Source organism: Microbacterium sp. Ru50, from assembly GCF_002920555.1.
Classification (GTDB): domain Bacteria; phylum Actinomycetota; class Actinomycetes; order Actinomycetales; family Microbacteriaceae; genus Microbacterium; species Microbacterium arborescens.
Genome location: NZ_PQSV01000001.1, coordinates 1,445,148 through 1,463,206, shown reverse-complemented (window position 1 = coordinate 1,463,206; position 18,059 = coordinate 1,445,148). Strand labels below are relative to the sequence as shown.

Below are 18,059 nucleotides of genomic sequence, written 5' to 3'. Positions count from 1 at the left end.
GCGGGAACGGGATCGGGAGGGTCGGGCGGGTCGGGCCAGGTCGGGGTCGGGGCGTGGCGCTGCTCAGCGCGCGGTGGCCTCGCGGATGGCGGAGTCGACCGCCGTGAGGAGGTCGGGCGGGCTGAACATGAGGACCGAGCTCACCGTGCGGCCGGCGCCCCAGCGGGTCTCGTCGCGGACGGCCGGCACCCGGTCGGGGGCGTGCTGCTCGAGCGCGCCGAGCAGCGCGCCGTACGCCCGCGGGTCGTCGATCACGTCGGCGAGCGAAGCGCTCAGGCCGTCGAGCGGCGGGAGCGCCGGCGCGCTCTCAGCTGCGAAACGCCACTCGTGCGTTCCCGAACCGACCTCGGCGCTCAGGCTGCGCAGCCCCGGCAGGTCGACGTCGGCGCGGGTGCTCGGCGGCACGGTCGCCGTCACGACGATCTCCCCGCCGTCGCGGCGCCAGGCCACGCTCGCCTCGCCGTACGGCGTGAGGTGGCGCGCCGAGGCGTGGTCGAGCGAGCGCAGCGGGCGGGGAGCGACTCGGATCCGCCGATAGCCCGGGGCTGCCGGGGCGAGCCCCGCGACCGTGCGGTGCAGCCAGTCGGCGACCGCGCCGAGGGCGTAGTGGTTGAACGACGTCATCTCGCCCGGGTTCACGCCTCCGTCGGGCAGCAGTGAGTCCCAGCGTTCCCAGACGGTCGTCGCGCCCTGCGTGACCGGGTACAGCCACGACGGGCACTCCGTCTGCGTGAGGAGGCGCTCCGCGGCATCCAGCCGTCCTCCCTCGGCGAGGGCGTCCGCCACCAGCGGCGTGCCGACGAATCCGGTGCCGATGCGGTAGCCGCCCTCGCGGACGAGGTCGGCCAGCCGGGAGGCGAGGGCCGCGCGCACCGGCGGGTCGACGACGAGGTCGAACTCGAGCGCCAGGGCGTAGGCGGTCGGGGCATCGCTGACCATCCGGCCGGCGGGGGTGACGTACTCCGCGACGAAGGCCTTCCGGCTGCGCTCCGCGAGCGCTCCGTAGTGAGCGGCGTCCGCGTCGAACCCGAGCAGCCCGGCGGCGTCGGCGACCTGCCGCAGCGAGCGGGCGAAGTACGCGCTCGCGACGATGTCGGAGTCGACCTTCGCCTGGCCCGGCTTGTCGGGGGGAGCGGCGGGGTCGAGCCAGTCGCCCAGCTGCATGCGTCCGGCCCACAGCCCGTTGTCGCCCGCGTCGGCGGCCACCGCGTCGACCCACGAGCGCATGCTCGCGTACTGCGCGGCGACGACGTCGCGATCGCCGAAGCGCTCGTGCATCACGGTGGGCACGACCGTCGCGGCGTCGCCCCACGCGGCGGGGCTCACCCCGAACGCCCCGAAGCCCGTGAGGGCAGCGGGGACGACGACGGGCACCGAGCCGCCGCTGCGGCGCTGCTCGTGAGCGAGGTCGCGCAGCCACGACGTCAGGAAGCCGGCGCAGTCGTAGAGGAAGGATGCCGTCGGCGCGAAGACCTGCAGGTCGCCGGTCCAGCCCAGACGCTCATCGCGCTGCGGACAGTCGGTGGGGATCGAGAGGAAGTTTCCCCGCATGCCCCACACGACGTTCTCGTGCAGCCGGTCGATCAGCGGGTCGGACGAGGCGAACCATCCGGTGCGGGTCATGTCGGTGTGCAGGACGACGGCTTCGATGTCGGCGGGGTCGACGTCGGCACCGGTGATCTCGGCGTACCGGAACCCGTAGAAGGTGAAGCGCGACTCGAGGACGTCGTCGCCGCCCGAGAGGTCGAACGTCGCCGTCGCCGCTGCGTTGCGCAACGGACGCAGCGCGAGCTCGCCGTCCTCGAGCACCTCGGCGTGGCGGATGACGACGCGCTGACCGGCCCGGCCGCGCACGCGCAGCCGCAGCCGCCCGACGAGGTTCTGGCCGAAGTCGAGGATGCGCCCGCCCGACGGCGTGGTGAGCACCTCGGACACCGCAAGCGCCTGAGTGCGGCGAACGGGCGGGGCGATGCGAGCCTCCGGCGTCGGCACGTTCTCGTAACCGGGACGTGCCGACGCGCCGACCCGCGCCGGCGAGAACGCGGTCGCCGTGCGTGCGAGATCCTGGTGCTCGCCCGCGTAGATGCCGGAGTCGACGACGGGTCCGTCGCCCGCGGCCTCCCATCCCGCGCCGGTCGCGGCGAGGGTCTCGGCGGAGCCGTCGTCATAGGTCACCCGCAGCTGCGCGAGGAACGACGGCTGGTCGCCGTACAGCCGATCGGCGAATGCGAAGAAGCCGTACTTCTCGGTGTACCAGGCGCCCGCGAGGGTCGCGGTCAGCTCGTTCTCGCCGTCGCGGACGAGATCGGTGACATCGACGGTCTCGTGCACGAGACGATCGCGGTAGGCGGTCCAGCCCGGGGCGAGCACCTCGTCCGAGACGGCGACGCCGTTGATCTCGGGCTCTGCCGACCCGAGCGCCGTCCAGAAGAGGATCGCGCGGGCGACGGGCCGGGGCGGCCGGAACCGGGTGCGGACGACGGTGGGCTGGGCGGGACGCTGCGGGGCGGCCAACCCGACGGGCTCGGCGACCCACTCGTCGTCGGCGAGGAAGGCCGCGGTGACGACGAGGTCGTCGCTCCAGGGGGTCATCGTGCCCGAGGCGCCCTCGACGCGGATGCGCACGCGCCTCGCCTCCCCGGGCGCGAGCGGGGCGAACGGCCACGTCACGAGCGCGCTCTCGTCGTGCTCGAGGGCGACCGCACCCGAACCGTCGTCGATCTCGGCGCGTCGCTGCATCCAGTCGGACTCGTCCGTCCGGACGGTCCAGCTCAGCCGCGGTGTCGGGGTGGCGACGAAAGCGGTGTCGTCGCGCAGCTCGGCACGCAGCGTCGCGATCGCGGCGGTCATGCGTCGCCCAGGATGCGGCCGAGCCGAGCGGCCAGCGCCACGGCGCGCGGATCGGCGCCGCCGGGCCAGGGGCCGCGGGCGATCGTCCAGGCGAAGGCGAGCCCCGTCTCGGGGTCCACGCACGCGAGCGCGCCGGCGGCTCCGTCGTGCCCGAACGCGCGCGGGCCGCCGAACGCGAGCTGCTGCGAGGGTTTCTGGAAGACGATGGCGTGTGCGCGGTCGTGCTGGTGGAGCACTTCGTCGTAGCCGCGGACCTGCTGCTGGCCGATCGCGGCGACCGTGTCGGCGCCGAGCATCGGTGCGGCACCGTCGACCCCGGTGACCATGGCCGCGAACAGGCGCGCCAGCCCGCGGGCCGACCCGGTACCGCTGCCGGCCGGATGCCCGTAGCGCCAGCTGCGCGGGGAGTTGGCGAGGTCGAGGCCGCCCGCCGGGGGCGCGAACACCCGTGGCCCGAGCGCGGACGAGGGTCGTTCGGCCGTGTCGGAGACGGGCCGGATCATCGGCAGAACATCGACGCGGCGGTGCTCGAGGTCGGCGGGGAGCCCGAGATGGAAGTCGATCGCGTGCGGCGCGCGGATCTCGGTCTCGTAGAACTCGTGGAGCGTGCGGCCGGTCACGCGGTACACGAGCTCGTCGCCGAGGCTGCCGATCGTGATGGCGTGGTAGCCGAAGGCGCTGCCGGGGTGCCAGAACGGCGTCGCGTCGGCCAGCCGCGCGGCGGCGGCGTGGTGGTCGAGCAGCTCGTCCCACGTGAGGGGATCGTCGGTCTGGGGGAGGCCGGCCTGATGTGACAGCAGCTGACGGACGGTCACGGCCCCCTTGCCCTTCGCGGCGAACTCGGGCCAGTAGTGCGCGACGCGCTCATCGAGGTCGATCTCGCCGCGTTCGACGAGCAGGCCGACGGAGAGCCCGATCGTGTTCTTGGTGACCGAGTACGGCACGATGACGGACTCGCCGTTCAGGTGCGGACCGCCCCACGCGTCGAGCACCGTGCGGCCGCGGTGGATCGCCGCGACCTGGAACGACAGGTCGGGATCGGCGGTGAGCAGCCCCTCGAGCTCGGTCACCACCTCGGTCAGGCGATCGTCGGCCCGCCCGTGCAGGACGCCGGTCAGCTCGGTCGTCGGCTCAGTGGTCATGCGGGAACCTCCCACTCGGCGGTGAGCGGGAGCTCGGCCACCGATGCTCCCGTGTGCAGGGTATAGGCGCCGGGCTCGACGACCCAGGCGCCGTCCCAGTGCGCGAGGCGACGCGGGTCGACCGCGATGTCGACCGACACCGTCTGTCCGGCCTCGGCGCGCACGACGGCGAATCCGACGAGCCACCGCACCGGGCGGTCGACGGCGGAGCCGGGCCGCTCGGCGTAGACCTGCACGACCTGCTTGCCGGCGCGATCACCGGTGTTGGTGAGCGTCACCGTGAGCGTGTCGCCGTGGCGCTGCGCGGCATCCCATCGCCAGGTCGTATAGCCGAGCCCGTGTCCGAAGACGAAAGCGGGCTCGACGTCGTCTCGCAGCCAGGCCCGGTAGCCGACGTGGATGCCCTCGGCGTAGCGCAGCACGCCGTCCGAGGGGGTCACCTCGGTGACCGGGACGTCGGCCAGTGCGGCGGGCCAGGTCGTGGGGAGGCGGCCGCCGGGCTCCGCGGCGCCGGTGAGGATGTCGGCGAGGGCGTGGCCGAACTCCTGGCCGCCGAAGTAGCCCTGCAGCACCGCGGCGACGTCGCCGGCCCACGGCAGCACGACAGGGGATCCCGCGTTGACGATGACGATCGTCGGGGTTCCCGTCGCGGCGACGGCCCGCACGAGGTCGTCCTGGCGGCCGGGGAGGTCGAGGTCTGTCCGGTCGTAGCCCTCGGACTCGACCTTGGAGTTCGTGCCCACGACGACGACCGCGATCTCGGCCGCGGCGGCGGCGTCGACCGCGCGGGCGATCAGCTCGTCGGGATCGGTGCGCTCGGGGGCGATGCCGAGGGTGGCGGAGAACGCGCCGGCGATCGCGCCGTCCCCCGCCCGCGCGAACTCCACCCGGATGTCGACGGGCGTACCGGCCGTCACGGTCACCGGCGCGGTGAGCGAAGGCGGGTTGAGGAACGCGGCGCCGAGGTCGGTGCCCGTCAGCACGGGGGCGTCGTCGAGACGCAGCTCGCCGTCGACGAAGAGGCGGCCCGGGTTCGCCCCGGCGAAGCCGAGCTCGATCTCGTCGGACTCGGCCGGGGTGAGCCGTGTCTCGTAGACGATCGTCGCGCTCTCGCCGATGGGGGCGTCGCCTCCGAACCACACGAGGGCGGTCGAGCGGCGGTCCTCGGCGAAGATCTCGCCGCCGGCGGCGTCGAGGAAGCTCACGCGCATGCCGGGCTCTCCGGTCACGGGGTTCGTCAGCTGCGACAGCGGCAGCTCGGCGACGCCCTCCTGCACGACGGCGCCGATCTCGAAGCGCACCTCGGCACCGGGCAGGGCTTCGCGCAGAGCGTCGAGCGGCGACACCACCCGCGCGGGCACGACCGTCGCCGACCCGCCACCCTGCGTCCGGGCGTCGCGCGCGTTCTGACCGACGACCGCGACGCGGCGAAGCGGCGTGGCGTCGAGGGGCAGGAGGCCGTCGTTGCGCAGCAGCACGGTTCCGGCGACCGCCGCCTCCCGCGCGAACGCGACGCCGTCGACCGGGGCCGTCTCGCTCGGCGCGCTGTCGCCCAGGGCACCGACCCGCTCGGCGAGCAGCAGGATGCGCAGCACCTTGCGGTCGAGGTCGGTCTCGTCGACGCGCCCGTCGCGCACGGCGGCGACGAGGTCGGCGTACGCCGGCGCCGGTCCCGGCATGGCGAGGTCCTGTGCCGCGGGCACGGCGCCGAGGGATCGCACCGCGGTCCAGTCGCTGATGACGACGCCGTCGAAGCCCCACTCGGTGTTCAGCGGCGTCTCGAGGAGGGCGTTCTCGGTCATCGTGACGCCGTCGACGGAGTTGTACGAGCTCATGAGGGCCCAGGCGCCGGCATCCGTGACCGTCCGTTCGAAGGGGGCGAGGTAGAGCTCGCGCAGGGCGCGCTCGTCCACCTGCACGTCGACGGTGAAGCGGTCGGTCTCGGAGTCGTTGGCGACGTAGTGCTTGGGCGTCGCGGCGACCCCGTTGTCCTGCAGGCCGCGCACGTAGGCGGCGCCGAGTTCGCCGGTGAGCTCGGGGTCCTCCGACAGGCACTCGAAGTGCCGTCCGCCGAGCGGGGTGCGGTGCAGGTTGATGGTGGGTCCGAGCACGACGTCGACGCCCTTGCGGCGGGCCTCGGATGCCGAGGCGGCGCCGTAGCGGTAGGCGAGGTCGGCGTCCCACGATGCCGCCAGCGCGGAGCCCGAGGGCAGGTTCAGCGAGGGATCGCGTTCGTCCCAGCGGGGGCCGCGCACACCCGCGGGTCCGTCCGAGAGGGTCATCGCCCGCAGCCCGATCGCCGGCAGCGGCACCGTCGTCCAGAAGTCGGCGCCCTGGACGAGGGCGGCCTTGTCCTCGAGGGTGAGCTGGTCGAGCAGGGGACGGAGGTGGTCGGTGGACGCGGTCACGGGAACTCCAAGCGAGAGGGGGTGAGGGGGTGGATGCCGGGGCGCCGGAACGGGAGCCCCGGCATCCGTTCAGGCTGCGCCGCGCGCTGCCTCGGACGCGAGGAACGCGCGTCGGGCGGCGCGGCGCTCCTCCTGCCGGTCGGGGTCGGGCACGGGGGCCGCCATGAACAGGCGCTGCGTGTACGGGTGCTCCGGCCGGGAGGTGACCTGGTCGGCGTCGCCCGACTCGACGATCTCGCCGCGGTACATCACCGCGACGCGGTGGCTGACATGGCGGACGACGGCCAGGTCGTGCGTGACGAACAGGTAGGCCACGCCGGTGCGCTCCTGGATCTCGATGAACAGGTCGAGCACGCGCGCCTGCGTCGACAGGTCGAGGGCCGAGACCGGCTCGTCGCACACGATCAGGCGCGGACGCAGCGCGAGCGCGCGCGCGATCGCGACGCGCTGACGCTGGCCCCCCGAGAACTCGCGGGGGAGGCGACTGCGCGCATCGCCGGGCAGGCCGACCTGGTCGAGCAGCTCGCGCACCCGGTCGCGGGCCTCACGAGCGCCGACACCGGCCGCGGTGAGGGGCTCGGTCAGGATCTGCTCGATCGTCATCGACGGGTTCAGCGACGAGTACGGATCTTGGAAGACGACCTGGATGTCGGCGCTGAGGGGGCGCCGTTCGCGCCGGGTCAGGTGCGAGATGTCGCGGCCGTCGAAGATGATCGAGCCCTCGGTGACGGGTGCCAGGCCGAGCGCCGCGCGCCCGAGCGTGGTCTTGCCCGAGCCGGATTCGCCCACGAGACCCACGGTCTCGCCCGGCAGGATGTCGAGCGAGACCCCCTTGAGGGCGCGGAACGGCTCGGCGCGGAATCCCTTGCCGGGGTACTCGACGACGAGATCGGAGACCTCGAGCAGCGGAGCGGTCATGCGCTCGCTCCCTTCGTGACCAGCGCCGGGCGGGCGGGACCCTCGTCGAGGATCGCGTCCAGCAGCGCTCGGGTGTACGGATGACGTGCGTCGCGGAAGATCGAGCGCACGGGGCCCTGCTCGACGAAGCGGCCGTTCTGCATCACGGTGACGCGGTCGCACAGGTCTGCGACGACGCCGAAGTTGTGCGTCACGAGCAGCATCGCCATGTGACGCTCGGCCTGGAGATCGCGGAGCAGATCGAGCACCTCGGCCTGCACGGTGACGTCGAGGGCGGTCGTCGGCTCGTCGGCGACGATGAGGTCGGGATCGGTCGAGACCGCGCCGGCGATCAGCACGCGCTGCGCCATGCCGCCCGAGACCTCGAACGGGTAGGCATCGAACGTCCGCTTCGGCTGCGGGATCCCCACGCGGGCGAGCAGGTCGAGCGATCGCTCGGTCGCCTCCTTCTTCGACAGCCCGAGCGTCGCGCGCAGCGGCTCGACGAGCTGGCTTCCGATCGTGAAGGCGGGGTCGAGGTTGCTCATCGGCTCCTGCGGGATGTAGCCGATGCGCTTGCCGCGCACTCCCGCGTACACCCGGTCCGAGGCGTCGGCGAGCTCGGTGCCCTCGTAGGTGATCGAGCCGCCGGTCACCCGGCCGCCGCGGGGGAGGAGGCCCAGCACGCCGAAGGCGGTCTGCGTCTTGCCCGAGCCGGATTCGCCGATCAGTCCGTGCACCTCGCCCCGGCGGATGTCGAGCGAGACGCCGTGCACCACCTCGATGTGCGAGCCGTCGGGCTGGTCGTAGCCGACGCGCAGGTCGCGGATCTGCAGCACGCGCTCGGTCGCCTTGCTGCGTGCGTCCTCGGGATGGACGATGACGTCGGAGCCCTCCACGACGGGCAGCTCGTCGAGGTCCTCGATGGGCTCACCGCCGCCGGTCGACACCGAGGTGGTGACGGCGGCGACCGAGCCGGTGGCGGTGGTCACCGCACGGCGGCGCTTGCGCCGGACGGTGACGGTGCGCTCGAGCTCGTCGCGCATGACGTTGGCCAGGAGAGTGAGAGCGATGCAGGTCAGGGCGATCGCGAGCGAGGGCCAGATCATCAGGACGGGCGTCTTGTAGATGTTCTTGAAGCCGTCGGTCAGCATCGATCCCCACGTCGGGACGTTGACGTCGCCGAGGCCGAGGAACTCCAGGCCCGACTGGATGGCCAGGGCGATGCCGGAGATGATCGCTCCCTGGATGATGATCGGCGCCCGCACCACCGCGAGCACGTGGCGTCCGATGATGCGGCCGTCGCCGAGCCCCGAGACCCGGGCGGCATCCACGTACAGCTCGCCGCGCACCGCGGTGACGGCGGCGTACACGAGTCGGAAGAACGCCGGGGCGAGCAGGATGCCGAAGATCAGCATCGAGATCCACACCGACGGGCCGAGCACGGCGCGTGCCGCGAGCAGCACCACGATGCCGGGCAGGGCCATGTTCAGCTCGGTCACCCAGGTGGCGACGGTGTTGAACCAGCCCTGGTAGTAACCGGCGATGAGTCCGCTGACGACGCCGAGCACGACGGCCACGACGACCGCGATGAGAGCGGCGGCGACGCTCGTCTGGGTGGCTGCGAGCAGGCGCGACAGCACGTCGCGGCCGCTCCCGTCGGTGCCGAGGAGGTGCGCGGCGCTCGGCGGGGCGAGGATGCTGCGGATGTCGGCGAAGTTCGGGTCCTGCGGCGCGATCACCGGGCCGATGACCGCGACGACGGCGACTAGCAGCAGGAACAGCGCCGAGACGACTCCGAGGGGCTTCTTCAGCAGCCGGCGGAACAGACTCACCCGCACGGGGGCGATGGGGACGGCGGGAGGGACGTCGACGGCGGTCATGACAGTCTCACCTTCGGGTTCAGAGCGGCCTGGGCGAGGTCGATCAGGAGGTTCACGATGACGACGATGATCGCGAACGCGATCACGAGGCCCATGACGACGGGGACGTCGCCGAGGGTGGTGGAGCGGACGCTCAGCTGGCCCATGCCGGGGATGGCGAAGATCTGCTCGACGACGACCGCGCCGCCGAGAAGACCGACGAACTGCACGGCCAGGACGGCCAGCGCCGGGCCGCCCGCGTTGCGCAGGACGTGCTTGTAGATGACCGAGCGCATGCCGAGGCCCCGCGAGCGGAGGGTGCGGACGTAGTCGCGCGACATCGCGTCGATGACCGAGCCGCGCACCTGAGCGGCGACCGTCGCGATCGCCCCCAGCGAGAGGGCGACCACGGGCAGGGTCACCGAGGCGAGCCAGCCCGTCGGTGACGTGGTGATGGGCACGTAACCGGTCGCCTTGAACCATCCGAGGTTGATGGCGAAGACGAGCACGAGGAGCAGGGCGATGAGGAAGCCCGGCACGGCGAAGCCGACGAGCGAGAGGAACTGCACGGCCCCGTCGACGATGCCGCCGCGGCGTGCCGCGAGAACGCCGAGGACGACGGCGAGGACGGCGGAGACGATCGTCGCGCCCAGCACCAGCGAGAGGGTGACGGCGAGGCGCCCGCTGACGCTCACCGAGACGAGTTCGCCGGTGAACCAGCTGCGTCCGAGGTTGCCGGTCAGTGCGGAGGCGACCCAGTCGCCGTACTGGACGAGCAGCGGGCGGTTCAGACCGAGCTCCTCGGTCTTCTTCGCGACGGTCTCGGCGGTCGCGTTCTCGCCGAGGATGCGGCGGGCGATGTCGCCGCCGCCGGCGTACAGCAGGACGAACGCGAGGAACGAGATCACCGCGATCAGCACGACGCCCGAGAGCAGGCGGCGCAGGATGAATGTGAGCATGATGCCTTCCCGAAGGTGGAACCCTCGGACCGGGCGCTGGAGAGTCGCCCGGTCCGAGGGAGTCTGATCAGTTCTTCGGCGAGAAGTCGAAGATCGACGGGTAGGCGTTGGTGGGCCAGAACTCGAGGTTCGTGTTCGCGTCGGTCGCGAACGTGCCCTGCACCCGGAAGAACGGCGCGAACCACGCCTGGTCGACGAGGTACTTGTTCAGGTCCTTGAGAGCCTGGTCCGACTCGTCCGGGGTGCCGAACTGCACGGTCTCGATGTAGCCGTCGACCGTCGGGTCCTGGTACTTGAAGGGGTTGAACGTCGCGTCGGGGCCGACCATGAAGTTGATCAGCTGCCAGTCGGGGTTCTGCTCCAGCGCCATCCAGGTCGCGGGGTACTTCGGCGCCAGCATGTCGGTGATGAAGTTGCCGGTGCCGGGGTCGGTGTAGTTGACGGTGATCCCGATGTCGGACAGCTGCTGGGCGACGAGGTCGAAGGTGGTCTGGAAGGCCGGGGTCGACATCATGTTGAGCGTGAACCCGTCGGGGTAGCCCGCCTCGGCGAGGAGGTCCTTCGCGGCATCCGGGTCGTACGGGTAGGTGCTGTCGAGCGCGGCGTCGTACGCGACGGAGGTCTCGGGGAACACCTGCTCGGTGACGGTGCCGTATCCGCTCTGCAGCGACGCCAGCAGCGCCTCGCGGTCGAAGGCCATGTTGATCGCCTGGCGGACCTTGACGTCGGCGAGCTCGGGGGCCATCGTGCCGGCGCGGTCCAGCAGCAGCAGACCCTGGAAGTCGAGCTCGTTCGACTCGATCGTCCAGCCGGCGCCTTCGACCTCGGAGATCGTGTTGTTGTCGGCGATCTTCGCGCCGTTCGCCTCGCCCGCGCGGATCGCGTTGACGGTGGCGGTGACGTCCTCGAGGACGTTGATCGTGAGGTTGTCGTACTTGACGGCGTCCGCGTTCCAGTAGTCGGGGTTCGCGGTGTAGTTGTACGTGGTCCCGGTGACCGACGAGGCGGTGTCGAGGATGTACGCGCCCGAGCCGATGGGGTCGGTCGCGGAGTCGGGGTCGTCGAACGTCGACGGGGCCTGGATCAGGCCCGGGGCGATCGAGAGCAGGTTGATCAGCGAGGGGTCGGGCGCCTGCTGCGTGATCGTCACCGTCGTCGCGTCGACGGCGGCGAACTCCTTGCCGGCGAGGGTCGCAGCCTGCGGGGCGGTGCCGTCGCGGAAGTGCTCGAGGCTCGCGACGACCGCCGCGGCGTCGAGGTCGGTGCCGTCGGTGAACTTCACGCCCTCGCGGAGCGTCAGGGTCAGCACCGTGTTGTCGTCGTTGTACGACCACTCGGTGGCGAGCCAGGGCTGCGTCTCACCGGAGGAGTCCTTCGACAGGAGGGTGTCGAACACGGCCTGGAAGAAGGGGCTGCGGTTGCCCCATTCCGCGCCCTGGCCGATGTCGTAACTCGTGGGAGCGGCGATCGCCGTGAGGGTGAGCCGGTCGGCGCGACCGCTGTCACCGCCGGATCCGTCGTCGGTCCCCGCGCACCCCGCCAGGGCGAGTGCGGCGACGACCGTGAGGGCTGCTGTGGCCTTCCATCGGAACATCTTTGGTCCTTTTTCTCGGGAGAGGCGATACCCCGGTGGATCGCCCTGGCGCTGGACGCTAGCACCAAATCCGAGCGGTGACTAGATTTTTGAGCCGAATTTCTATCGATCGCTAGGTTTTCGTTATCCGAGCGGGCAGACTGGCCTCCGTTCGCCGACGAGGGCGACGACGGACAGATGGACGATGATGACGACGACCGACACGACGGCGCCCGAGCGCCGTCGACGGCGAGGCACGTACGCGAAGACCGAGGCCACCCGCCAGGCGATCCTGGATGCCGCTCTCGAGGTGTTCTCGCAGTCCGGCTACCGTGCGGGATCGCTCCGTGACATCGCGACGCGCGTGGGCATGAGCGAGGCCGGGCTGCTGCACCACTTCCGCAACAAGAGCGCCCTGCTCGAGGCCGTGCTCGAGGAGCGCGACGCCCGCGCCCGCGCACTGGTGCCCATCGAGTCGGAGGACGGCACCGATGTCCTCCGCGGGCTCATCGAACTCGCCTCGCACAACGCCTCGACGCCTGGCGTCGTCGAGCTCTACACAACGCTGTCGGCCGAGGCGACGGCGTCCGATCATCCGGCGCACGGCTACTTCGTCCGTCGGTACGAGTACACCCGCGGCAACATCGAGCGGTCGTTCCGGGTCCTGCGCGACGAGGGGCGCCTCCGGCACGGGATGACGCCTCGTCGCGCGGCGATCATGGCCGTGGCCCTCATGGACGGCCTGCAGGTGCAGTGGCTGCTCGACCGCGACGCGCTGGACATGGCCGCGGAGCTGCAGGCCATGTTCGCGAGCTTCGTCGACATCGAGTGGTCGCCCCGAACCCGAGAAGAGCCGTCGTCGTGATCCGCGTCCCGCTGCACGACGGGTGGACGGTCGGCCCCAAGCTCGGTCCGTTCGAGACCCCGGCCGACGGGCGGGGTCCCGTCGCCGTGACCCTGCCGCACGATGCGCTGCGCGATCTGCCACGCTCGCCCGACGAACCGCAGGGCGTGCACACCGGATACACCCCGGGCGGCGTCTTCGAGTACGCGCGGTTGCTCGACGTGCCCGGCGACTGGCGTTCGCGCACCGTCGTCCTCGAGTTCGAGGGCGTCTACCGCGACGCCGTCGTGTTCGTGAACGGCGCGTTCGCCGCGCATCAGGCGGGCGGCTACGCCGGGTTCTCGGTCGTGCTCGACCCCTTCCTCGAGTTCGGCGCCGTCAACCGCATCAGCGTCGAGGCGCGGGCGCATCGCGATTCGCGCTGGTACTCCGGGGCGGGGATCTACCGCCCGGTGCATCTCGTCGTGGCCGATCCCGTGCACATCCCGCTCGACGGCGTGCGGGTCGAGACACCCGACATCGACGACGAGCGCGCGGTCGTCGCCGTCGCGACGGAGGTCGCGAACACGACGCGGCACACCGTGACGACCCGGGTGAGCTGGCAGGTCGCGGCGCCCGACGGAACGGTGGTCGCGAGTGCGCATTCGCCCGTCACGGTCCTGCCGGGCGAGCGCGCCGTGGCCCGGGCGCGGGTGACGGTCGAGGCGCCGATGCGCTGGGATGTCGAGACGCCCGACCTGTACCGGGTGCGCAGCACGCTCGCCTCCGCCGACGGCGCGCTGCTCGACGAGGATGTCACCGACTTCGGCATCCGCTCGCTCCAGCTCGATCCGCGCCACGGCCTGCGTCTGAACGGGCGCTCGATCGACCTGCGCGGCGCCTGCGTTCACCACGACAACGGCATGCTCGGAGCGGCCACCGAGCCCGCCGCCGAGGACCGGCGCGTCCGGCTGCTCAAGCGGGCGGGTTTCACCGCGCTGCGCAGCGCACACAATCCGATGAGTCGCGCGATGCTCGCGGCATGCGACCGGCACGGGATGCTCGTCATGGACGAGCTGACCGACGCCTGGACGCGCCCGAAGGCCCCGTTCGACGCGACGATCACGTTCGCCGAGCACTGGCGCGACGACATCGCCTCGCTCGTCGCGAAGGACCGCAACCACCCGAGCGTCGTGATGTACTCGATCGGCAACGAGATCCTCGAGCTCGCCACGCCGCTGGGCGCGACCTGGAGCCGGCGGCTCGCCGAGCAGGTGCGAGAGCTCGACCCGACGCGATTCGTCACGAACGGGATCAACGGCATCATCGCGAACCTCGACCGCATGGCCGAAGCCCGCGAGCAGATGCCCGACGCCAACACGATGATGGCGGGGATGGGTGAGCAGATGGGGCTCATGAACGCCTCGCCGCTCGTGAGCGCGTCGATCGAGGAGTCGGCAGCGGTCCTCGACGTGGTCGGGTTCAACTACGCCGACTCGCGCTACCGGCAGGACGCCCTCGACCATCCGAATCGCATCATCGTCGGTTCCGAGACCTTCCCCGAGCGCATCGACGTGATGTGGGAGCTCGTGCGCGAGCTGCCGCACGTCATCGGCGACTTCACGTGGACGGGCTGGGACTACCTCGGCGAGGCCGGCATCGGTCGCGTCGACTACACCGACGAGCCCGGCTACACGCCCACCGGCACCGCCGGTCCCTATCCCTACCGGCTGGCCGGCTGCGGCGACCTCGACATCACCGGGTTCCGCCGGCCGATCTCGTACTACCGCGAGATCGTCTACGGGCTGCGCCGCGACCCCTACATCGCCGTGCACCGCCCGCAGCATCACGGGCGGCCGACGGCGACGACGCCGTGGTCGTGGACCGACACGGTGTCGTCGTGGTCGTGGGATGCGGCATCCGGTGCCCCCGTGACCGTGGACGTCTACGCGGATGCCGACGAGGTGGAGCTGTTCGTCGACGACGAGAGCGTGGGCGCCGAGCCGGTCGGCCGCGAGAAGGCGTTCCTCGCTCGCTTCGAGACCCGGTACCGCCCGGGCCGCCTCGTCGCCGTGGCTCGCCGCGGCGGTGCCGAGATCGGGCGGCACGCTCTCGTCAGCGCGGGCCCAGCCTCGCTGGTCGCACGTCTGGAAGACGCCGCCGTGCACCACGACGGTCTCGCATTCGTCGCGGTGACGCTCGAGGACGACGACGGAGTCGTGGTCTGCGACCGCGACGTTCCGGTGACGGTCGGGGTGGCCGGCGCCGGAGTGCTGGCGGGCATCGGGTCGGGGCGTACCGACAGCGAGGAGTCGTTCGCCGGTCCCGTCTTCACGACGTTCGACGGCCGGCTGCTCGCGGTGGTGAAGCCCTCCGGTACCGGCACGGTCGCCGTCACGGCCTCCGCCCCCGGCTACGCCCCCGCATCCCTGGTGTTCGAGGTGGTGCCCGCCGCGTTGTGAGCCGCGAGGGTGCGGGGGTGCACGGTGCCGGCGGGTCCAAACCGTGCAGATGCGCACCCTCGAGTGCGGAGCGGGGGATGCGAAAATCAGGGGGGGGATGAGAGAGAACTCATCGGGGCGAGGAGCGTCGTCGCCTAGGCTCGTCGGAATCCAGGAAAGCGTATTCCGATGGGATCCATTCGATGAAGAACAGACTCCGCTCCACGCTGCTCGCGGGCCTCACCGCGGGAACGCTCGCCGCCGCGACCCTCACCGCCGGAGGCGTCGCGACGCTCCCGGCCGCGGGCGCGCAGGAGCCACCGGCCGCCCCCGTGCCCCGGCTCGAGACCCTCGACCGGGGCCTCGTCGCGGTGCCGACGAGCGAGGGCGTCTTCCTCAGCTGGCGCCTCCTCGCGGGCGAGGCCAGCGGTGCCGGCGAGACCGGCCTCACCGGCACCGACTTCGTCGTCTACCGCGATGACGCGCCGATCGCCACCGTCACCGACAGCACGAACTACCGCGACGACGCCGGCACGGCGGCATCCGTCTACCGCGTGGCGCCGGTCACGGCGGGCGTCGAGACGGCGGCGAGCGACGCCGCGATCCCGATGCAAGACGGCTTCCTCGACATCGCGCTGCAGCGGCCCGAAGGCGGGGTGACTCCGGCAGGCGAGGAGTACACCTACTCGGCGAACGACGTCTCGGTCGGCGACGTCGACGGCGACGGGCGCTACGAATTCGTCGTGAAGTGGGACCCCTCGAACTCCAAAGACGTCTCGCAGGTCGGGTACACCGGCGGGGTCTACATCGACACCTACAGCCTCGAGGGACGCCTGCTGAACCGGCTCGACCTCGGTCCCAACATCCGTGCCGGCGCGCATTACACGCAGTTCCTCGTCTACGACTTCGACGGCGACGGACGGTCGGAGACGATGCTCAAGACCGCGCCGGGGACGAAGTCGATCACCTACGCCGACGACGGCTCGGTGGCGTCGGAGCAGTACATCACGATGCCGGGCGAGGATGTCGCCGCGGGCTACGCCCACACCGATGACTACCGCATGAGCGCCGCCGACTACGCCGATCACCTCGTCGAGGTGTTCCGCGGGTGGTCCACGCGCGACGAGGTCGTGTCGGGCCGGTGGCCGGCCACGCTCGAGGAGGCCTTCGGCATCGAGCCGCGCTACGACTACCCGCTGTCGGATGCCGACGCCCGCGCCCTCGTCGATCACTTCATCGACGTGTACGCGCCGAGCCGAAGCGCCCGCAACGCCCTGCGGAACTTCGAGGGCTTCATCCTCGAGGGGCCCGAGTACCTCACCGTCTTCGACGGCGAGAGCGGAGCCGAGCTGCAGACCGTGCGCTACGAGCCGGACCGCGGCGACGACGGCCTGCTGTGGGGCGACTACGCGATGTCGCGCATCGAGCCCGGAAACCGGGTCGACCGGTTCCTGGCGGGCGTCGCCTACCTCGACGGCGAACGTCCGTCGGCGGTCTTCGCCCGCGGCTACTACACGCGCACGACGATCGCGACCTACGACTGGGACGGCGAGAACCTCGTCAAGCGCTGGTTCGTCGACAGCGGGCACGCGCCGATGACCAACCCGTTCAACGACGGCCCGCACGGGGTCGACGGCACCGACCCCGTGTACGGCACGATCACGACGCAGGGCTTCCACAGCCTCTCGGCGGCGGATGTCGACGGCGATGGCCGCCACGAGATCGTCTACGGATCGGCGACGCTGGATGACGACGGAAGCCTCCTCTACAGCTCGTTCGCCGAGATGCCCGAGGGATCGGCGACTCCGGGCGAGATGGCGCGTCTCGGTCACGGCGACGCGATGCACGTCGCCGACATCGACCCGTCGCGCCCGGGCCTCGAGATCTTCACCGTGCACGAGGGCGGAGCGTATGCGCCGTACGGCACGGCGCTGCGGGATGCGGCCACCGGCGAGGTCGTCTTCGGCGCCTACTCGGGTCGCGACACCGGGCGCGGGATGATCGGCGACGTCCGCCCCGACGTCCCCGGCATGGAGGTCTGGTCGAGCATGCCCGGCGGGACGGATGCCTCGGGCCTGCTGACCGCCCAGGGCGAGGTGCTCTCGGCGGCGACGCCCGGCACGAACGCCTCGATCCGCTGGGCCGGCGACCTCACGACGCAGATCGTGAACGGCAGCGGCGACGTCGCCCCGACGATCGACGACTGGGCGCGCGGCACCGTGCTGACGGCATCCGGAACCCTCGCCAACAACGGCACGAAGGGAAACCCCGGCCTCGTCGCCGACGTGCTGGGCGACTGGCGCGAAGAGCTGGTCGTACGGACGGCGGACTCGTCGGCGCTGCGGCTGTACGTCTCGACCGAGGTGACCGAGCACAAGCTGTATACGCTCATGCACGATCCGCAGTACCGCGCCGAGGTCGCCCGTCAGCAGACGACCTACAACCAGCCGAGCTACACCGGGTTCCACCTCGCCTCCGGCATGGACTTCGCCGGTGTGCCGCTGCGGCCCGCCCCCGCGCCCGTGGCGGTTCCCGGCATCGGGGTCGACTCGGCCGGCGTCAACGTCACGTGGGCGACGACGGATGCCGGCGCCCCGGCCACCGGCTTCGCCGTCACGCTCCGCTCGGCGGCGGGTGAGACCGTCGCCCAGCAGGTCGGGGCCGAGGCTCGCTCCGCGCGGTTCGCGGCGGTGCCGCCGGGGGAGTGGACCGCGACCGTCACCCCCGCGGGAACCTTCGGCCAGGCGGCACCGTCACAGCCGTCGGCGACGGCTACGGTGCGAGCGGGGCAGCCGGTGCCGCTGCGCGTGAGCGCGCGGTCGCAGTGCGTGAACGGGGCGGTGCACGTCGCGGTCCACGCCGCGAACGAGGCTGAGGGTGCGATCGACGTGCGGCTGGCCGCGGTCGGCGGTGAGCACGCGCAGCAGAAGGTCGCCGCGGGCGACGCGGCGTACCGGCTCTTCGACGCGGGCCGTGACTCGCTCGTGCCCGGATCGGCGACCGTGACGGCGTATCAGTGGCTCGACGGAGTCGGCTACCACGCCACCTACGACGTGCCCTACTTCGCCCGGATGTGCTGAGGCGGCCCGCTCAGACGTGATGCC

Annotated in this window: 10 protein-coding genes; 3 read left to right on the top strand and 7 right to left on the bottom strand. The window is 71.8% G+C overall.

Annotation, left to right across the window (positions count from 1 at the left end):
• Positions 1 to 63: 63 nt before the first annotated feature.
• The 7 genes from C3481_RS06930 to C3481_RS06900 form a co-directional block, all read right to left on the bottom strand.
• Positions 64 to 2,850: an alpha-L-rhamnosidase gene (locus C3481_RS06930; protein WP_103841343.1), complete on the bottom strand. Its 2,787-nt coding sequence runs from the start codon at positions 2,848 to 2,850 to the stop codon at positions 64 to 66.
• The gene (locus tag C3481_RS06925) at positions 2,847 to 3,992 is read right to left on the bottom strand and encodes a serine hydrolase domain-containing protein (RefSeq protein WP_071918554.1); all 1,146 of its coding nucleotides are present in this window, start codon (positions 3,990 to 3,992) and stop codon (positions 2,847 to 2,849) included. The genes C3481_RS06930 and C3481_RS06925 overlap by 4 nt, the downstream gene beginning before the upstream one ends.
• Positions 3,989 to 6,274, bottom strand: coding sequence for a glycoside hydrolase family 3 protein (locus C3481_RS06920; protein WP_258039088.1), 2,286 nt, complete (start codon positions 6,272 to 6,274; stop codon positions 3,989 to 3,991). The genes C3481_RS06925 and C3481_RS06920 overlap by 4 nt, the downstream gene beginning before the upstream one ends.
• A 195-nt stretch (positions 6,275 to 6,469) precedes the next feature.
• On the bottom strand, positions 6,470 to 7,318 hold the full coding sequence (locus tag C3481_RS06915; RefSeq protein WP_064956269.1) for an ATP-binding cassette domain-containing protein: 849 nt from the start codon (positions 7,316 to 7,318) through the stop codon (positions 6,470 to 6,472).
• Complete coding sequence (locus tag C3481_RS06910) at positions 7,315 to 9,180, bottom strand: dipeptide/oligopeptide/nickel ABC transporter permease/ATP-binding protein (protein ID WP_023952565.1); 1,866 nt, start codon at positions 9,178 to 9,180, stop codon at positions 7,315 to 7,317. Before C3481_RS06910 ends, C3481_RS06915 begins: the two co-directional genes overlap by 4 nt.
• Positions 9,177 to 10,118 (bottom strand): ABC transporter permease, encoded by a 942-nt coding sequence (locus C3481_RS06905; RefSeq protein ID WP_023952564.1) that lies wholly within the window; start codon positions 10,116 to 10,118, stop codon positions 9,177 to 9,179. Before C3481_RS06905 ends, C3481_RS06910 begins: the two co-directional genes overlap by 4 nt.
• A gap of 67 nt (positions 10,119 to 10,185) precedes the next feature.
• Positions 10,186 to 11,712 carry an ABC transporter substrate-binding protein gene (locus tag C3481_RS06900; RefSeq protein WP_064956267.1) on the bottom strand — a complete coding sequence of 509 codons (1,527 nt, stop codon included), beginning with the start codon at positions 11,710 to 11,712 and terminating at the stop codon, positions 10,186 to 10,188.
• 184 nt (positions 11,713 to 11,896) lie between these two features.
• On the opposite strand from C3481_RS06900, the gene C3481_RS06895 reads away from it, so the two are divergent.
• From C3481_RS06895 to C3481_RS06885, 3 genes are all read left to right on the top strand, one after another.
• The gene (locus tag C3481_RS06895) at positions 11,897 to 12,556 is read left to right on the top strand and encodes a TetR/AcrR family transcriptional regulator (protein ID WP_023952562.1); all 660 of its coding nucleotides are present in this window, start codon (positions 11,897 to 11,899) and stop codon (positions 12,554 to 12,556) included.
• Positions 12,553 to 14,976: a glycoside hydrolase family 2 TIM barrel-domain containing protein gene (locus tag C3481_RS06890; RefSeq protein WP_103841339.1), complete on the top strand. Its 2,424-nt coding sequence runs from the start codon at positions 12,553 to 12,555 to the stop codon at positions 14,974 to 14,976. The genes C3481_RS06895 and C3481_RS06890 overlap by 4 nt, the downstream gene beginning before the upstream one ends.
• 182 nt (positions 14,977 to 15,158) lie before the next feature.
• Positions 15,159 to 18,035: a rhamnogalacturonan lyase gene (locus C3481_RS06885; RefSeq protein WP_219817640.1), complete on the top strand. Its 2,877-nt coding sequence runs from the start codon at positions 15,159 to 15,161 to the stop codon at positions 18,033 to 18,035.
• Positions 18,036 to 18,059 lie beyond the last annotated feature (24 nt).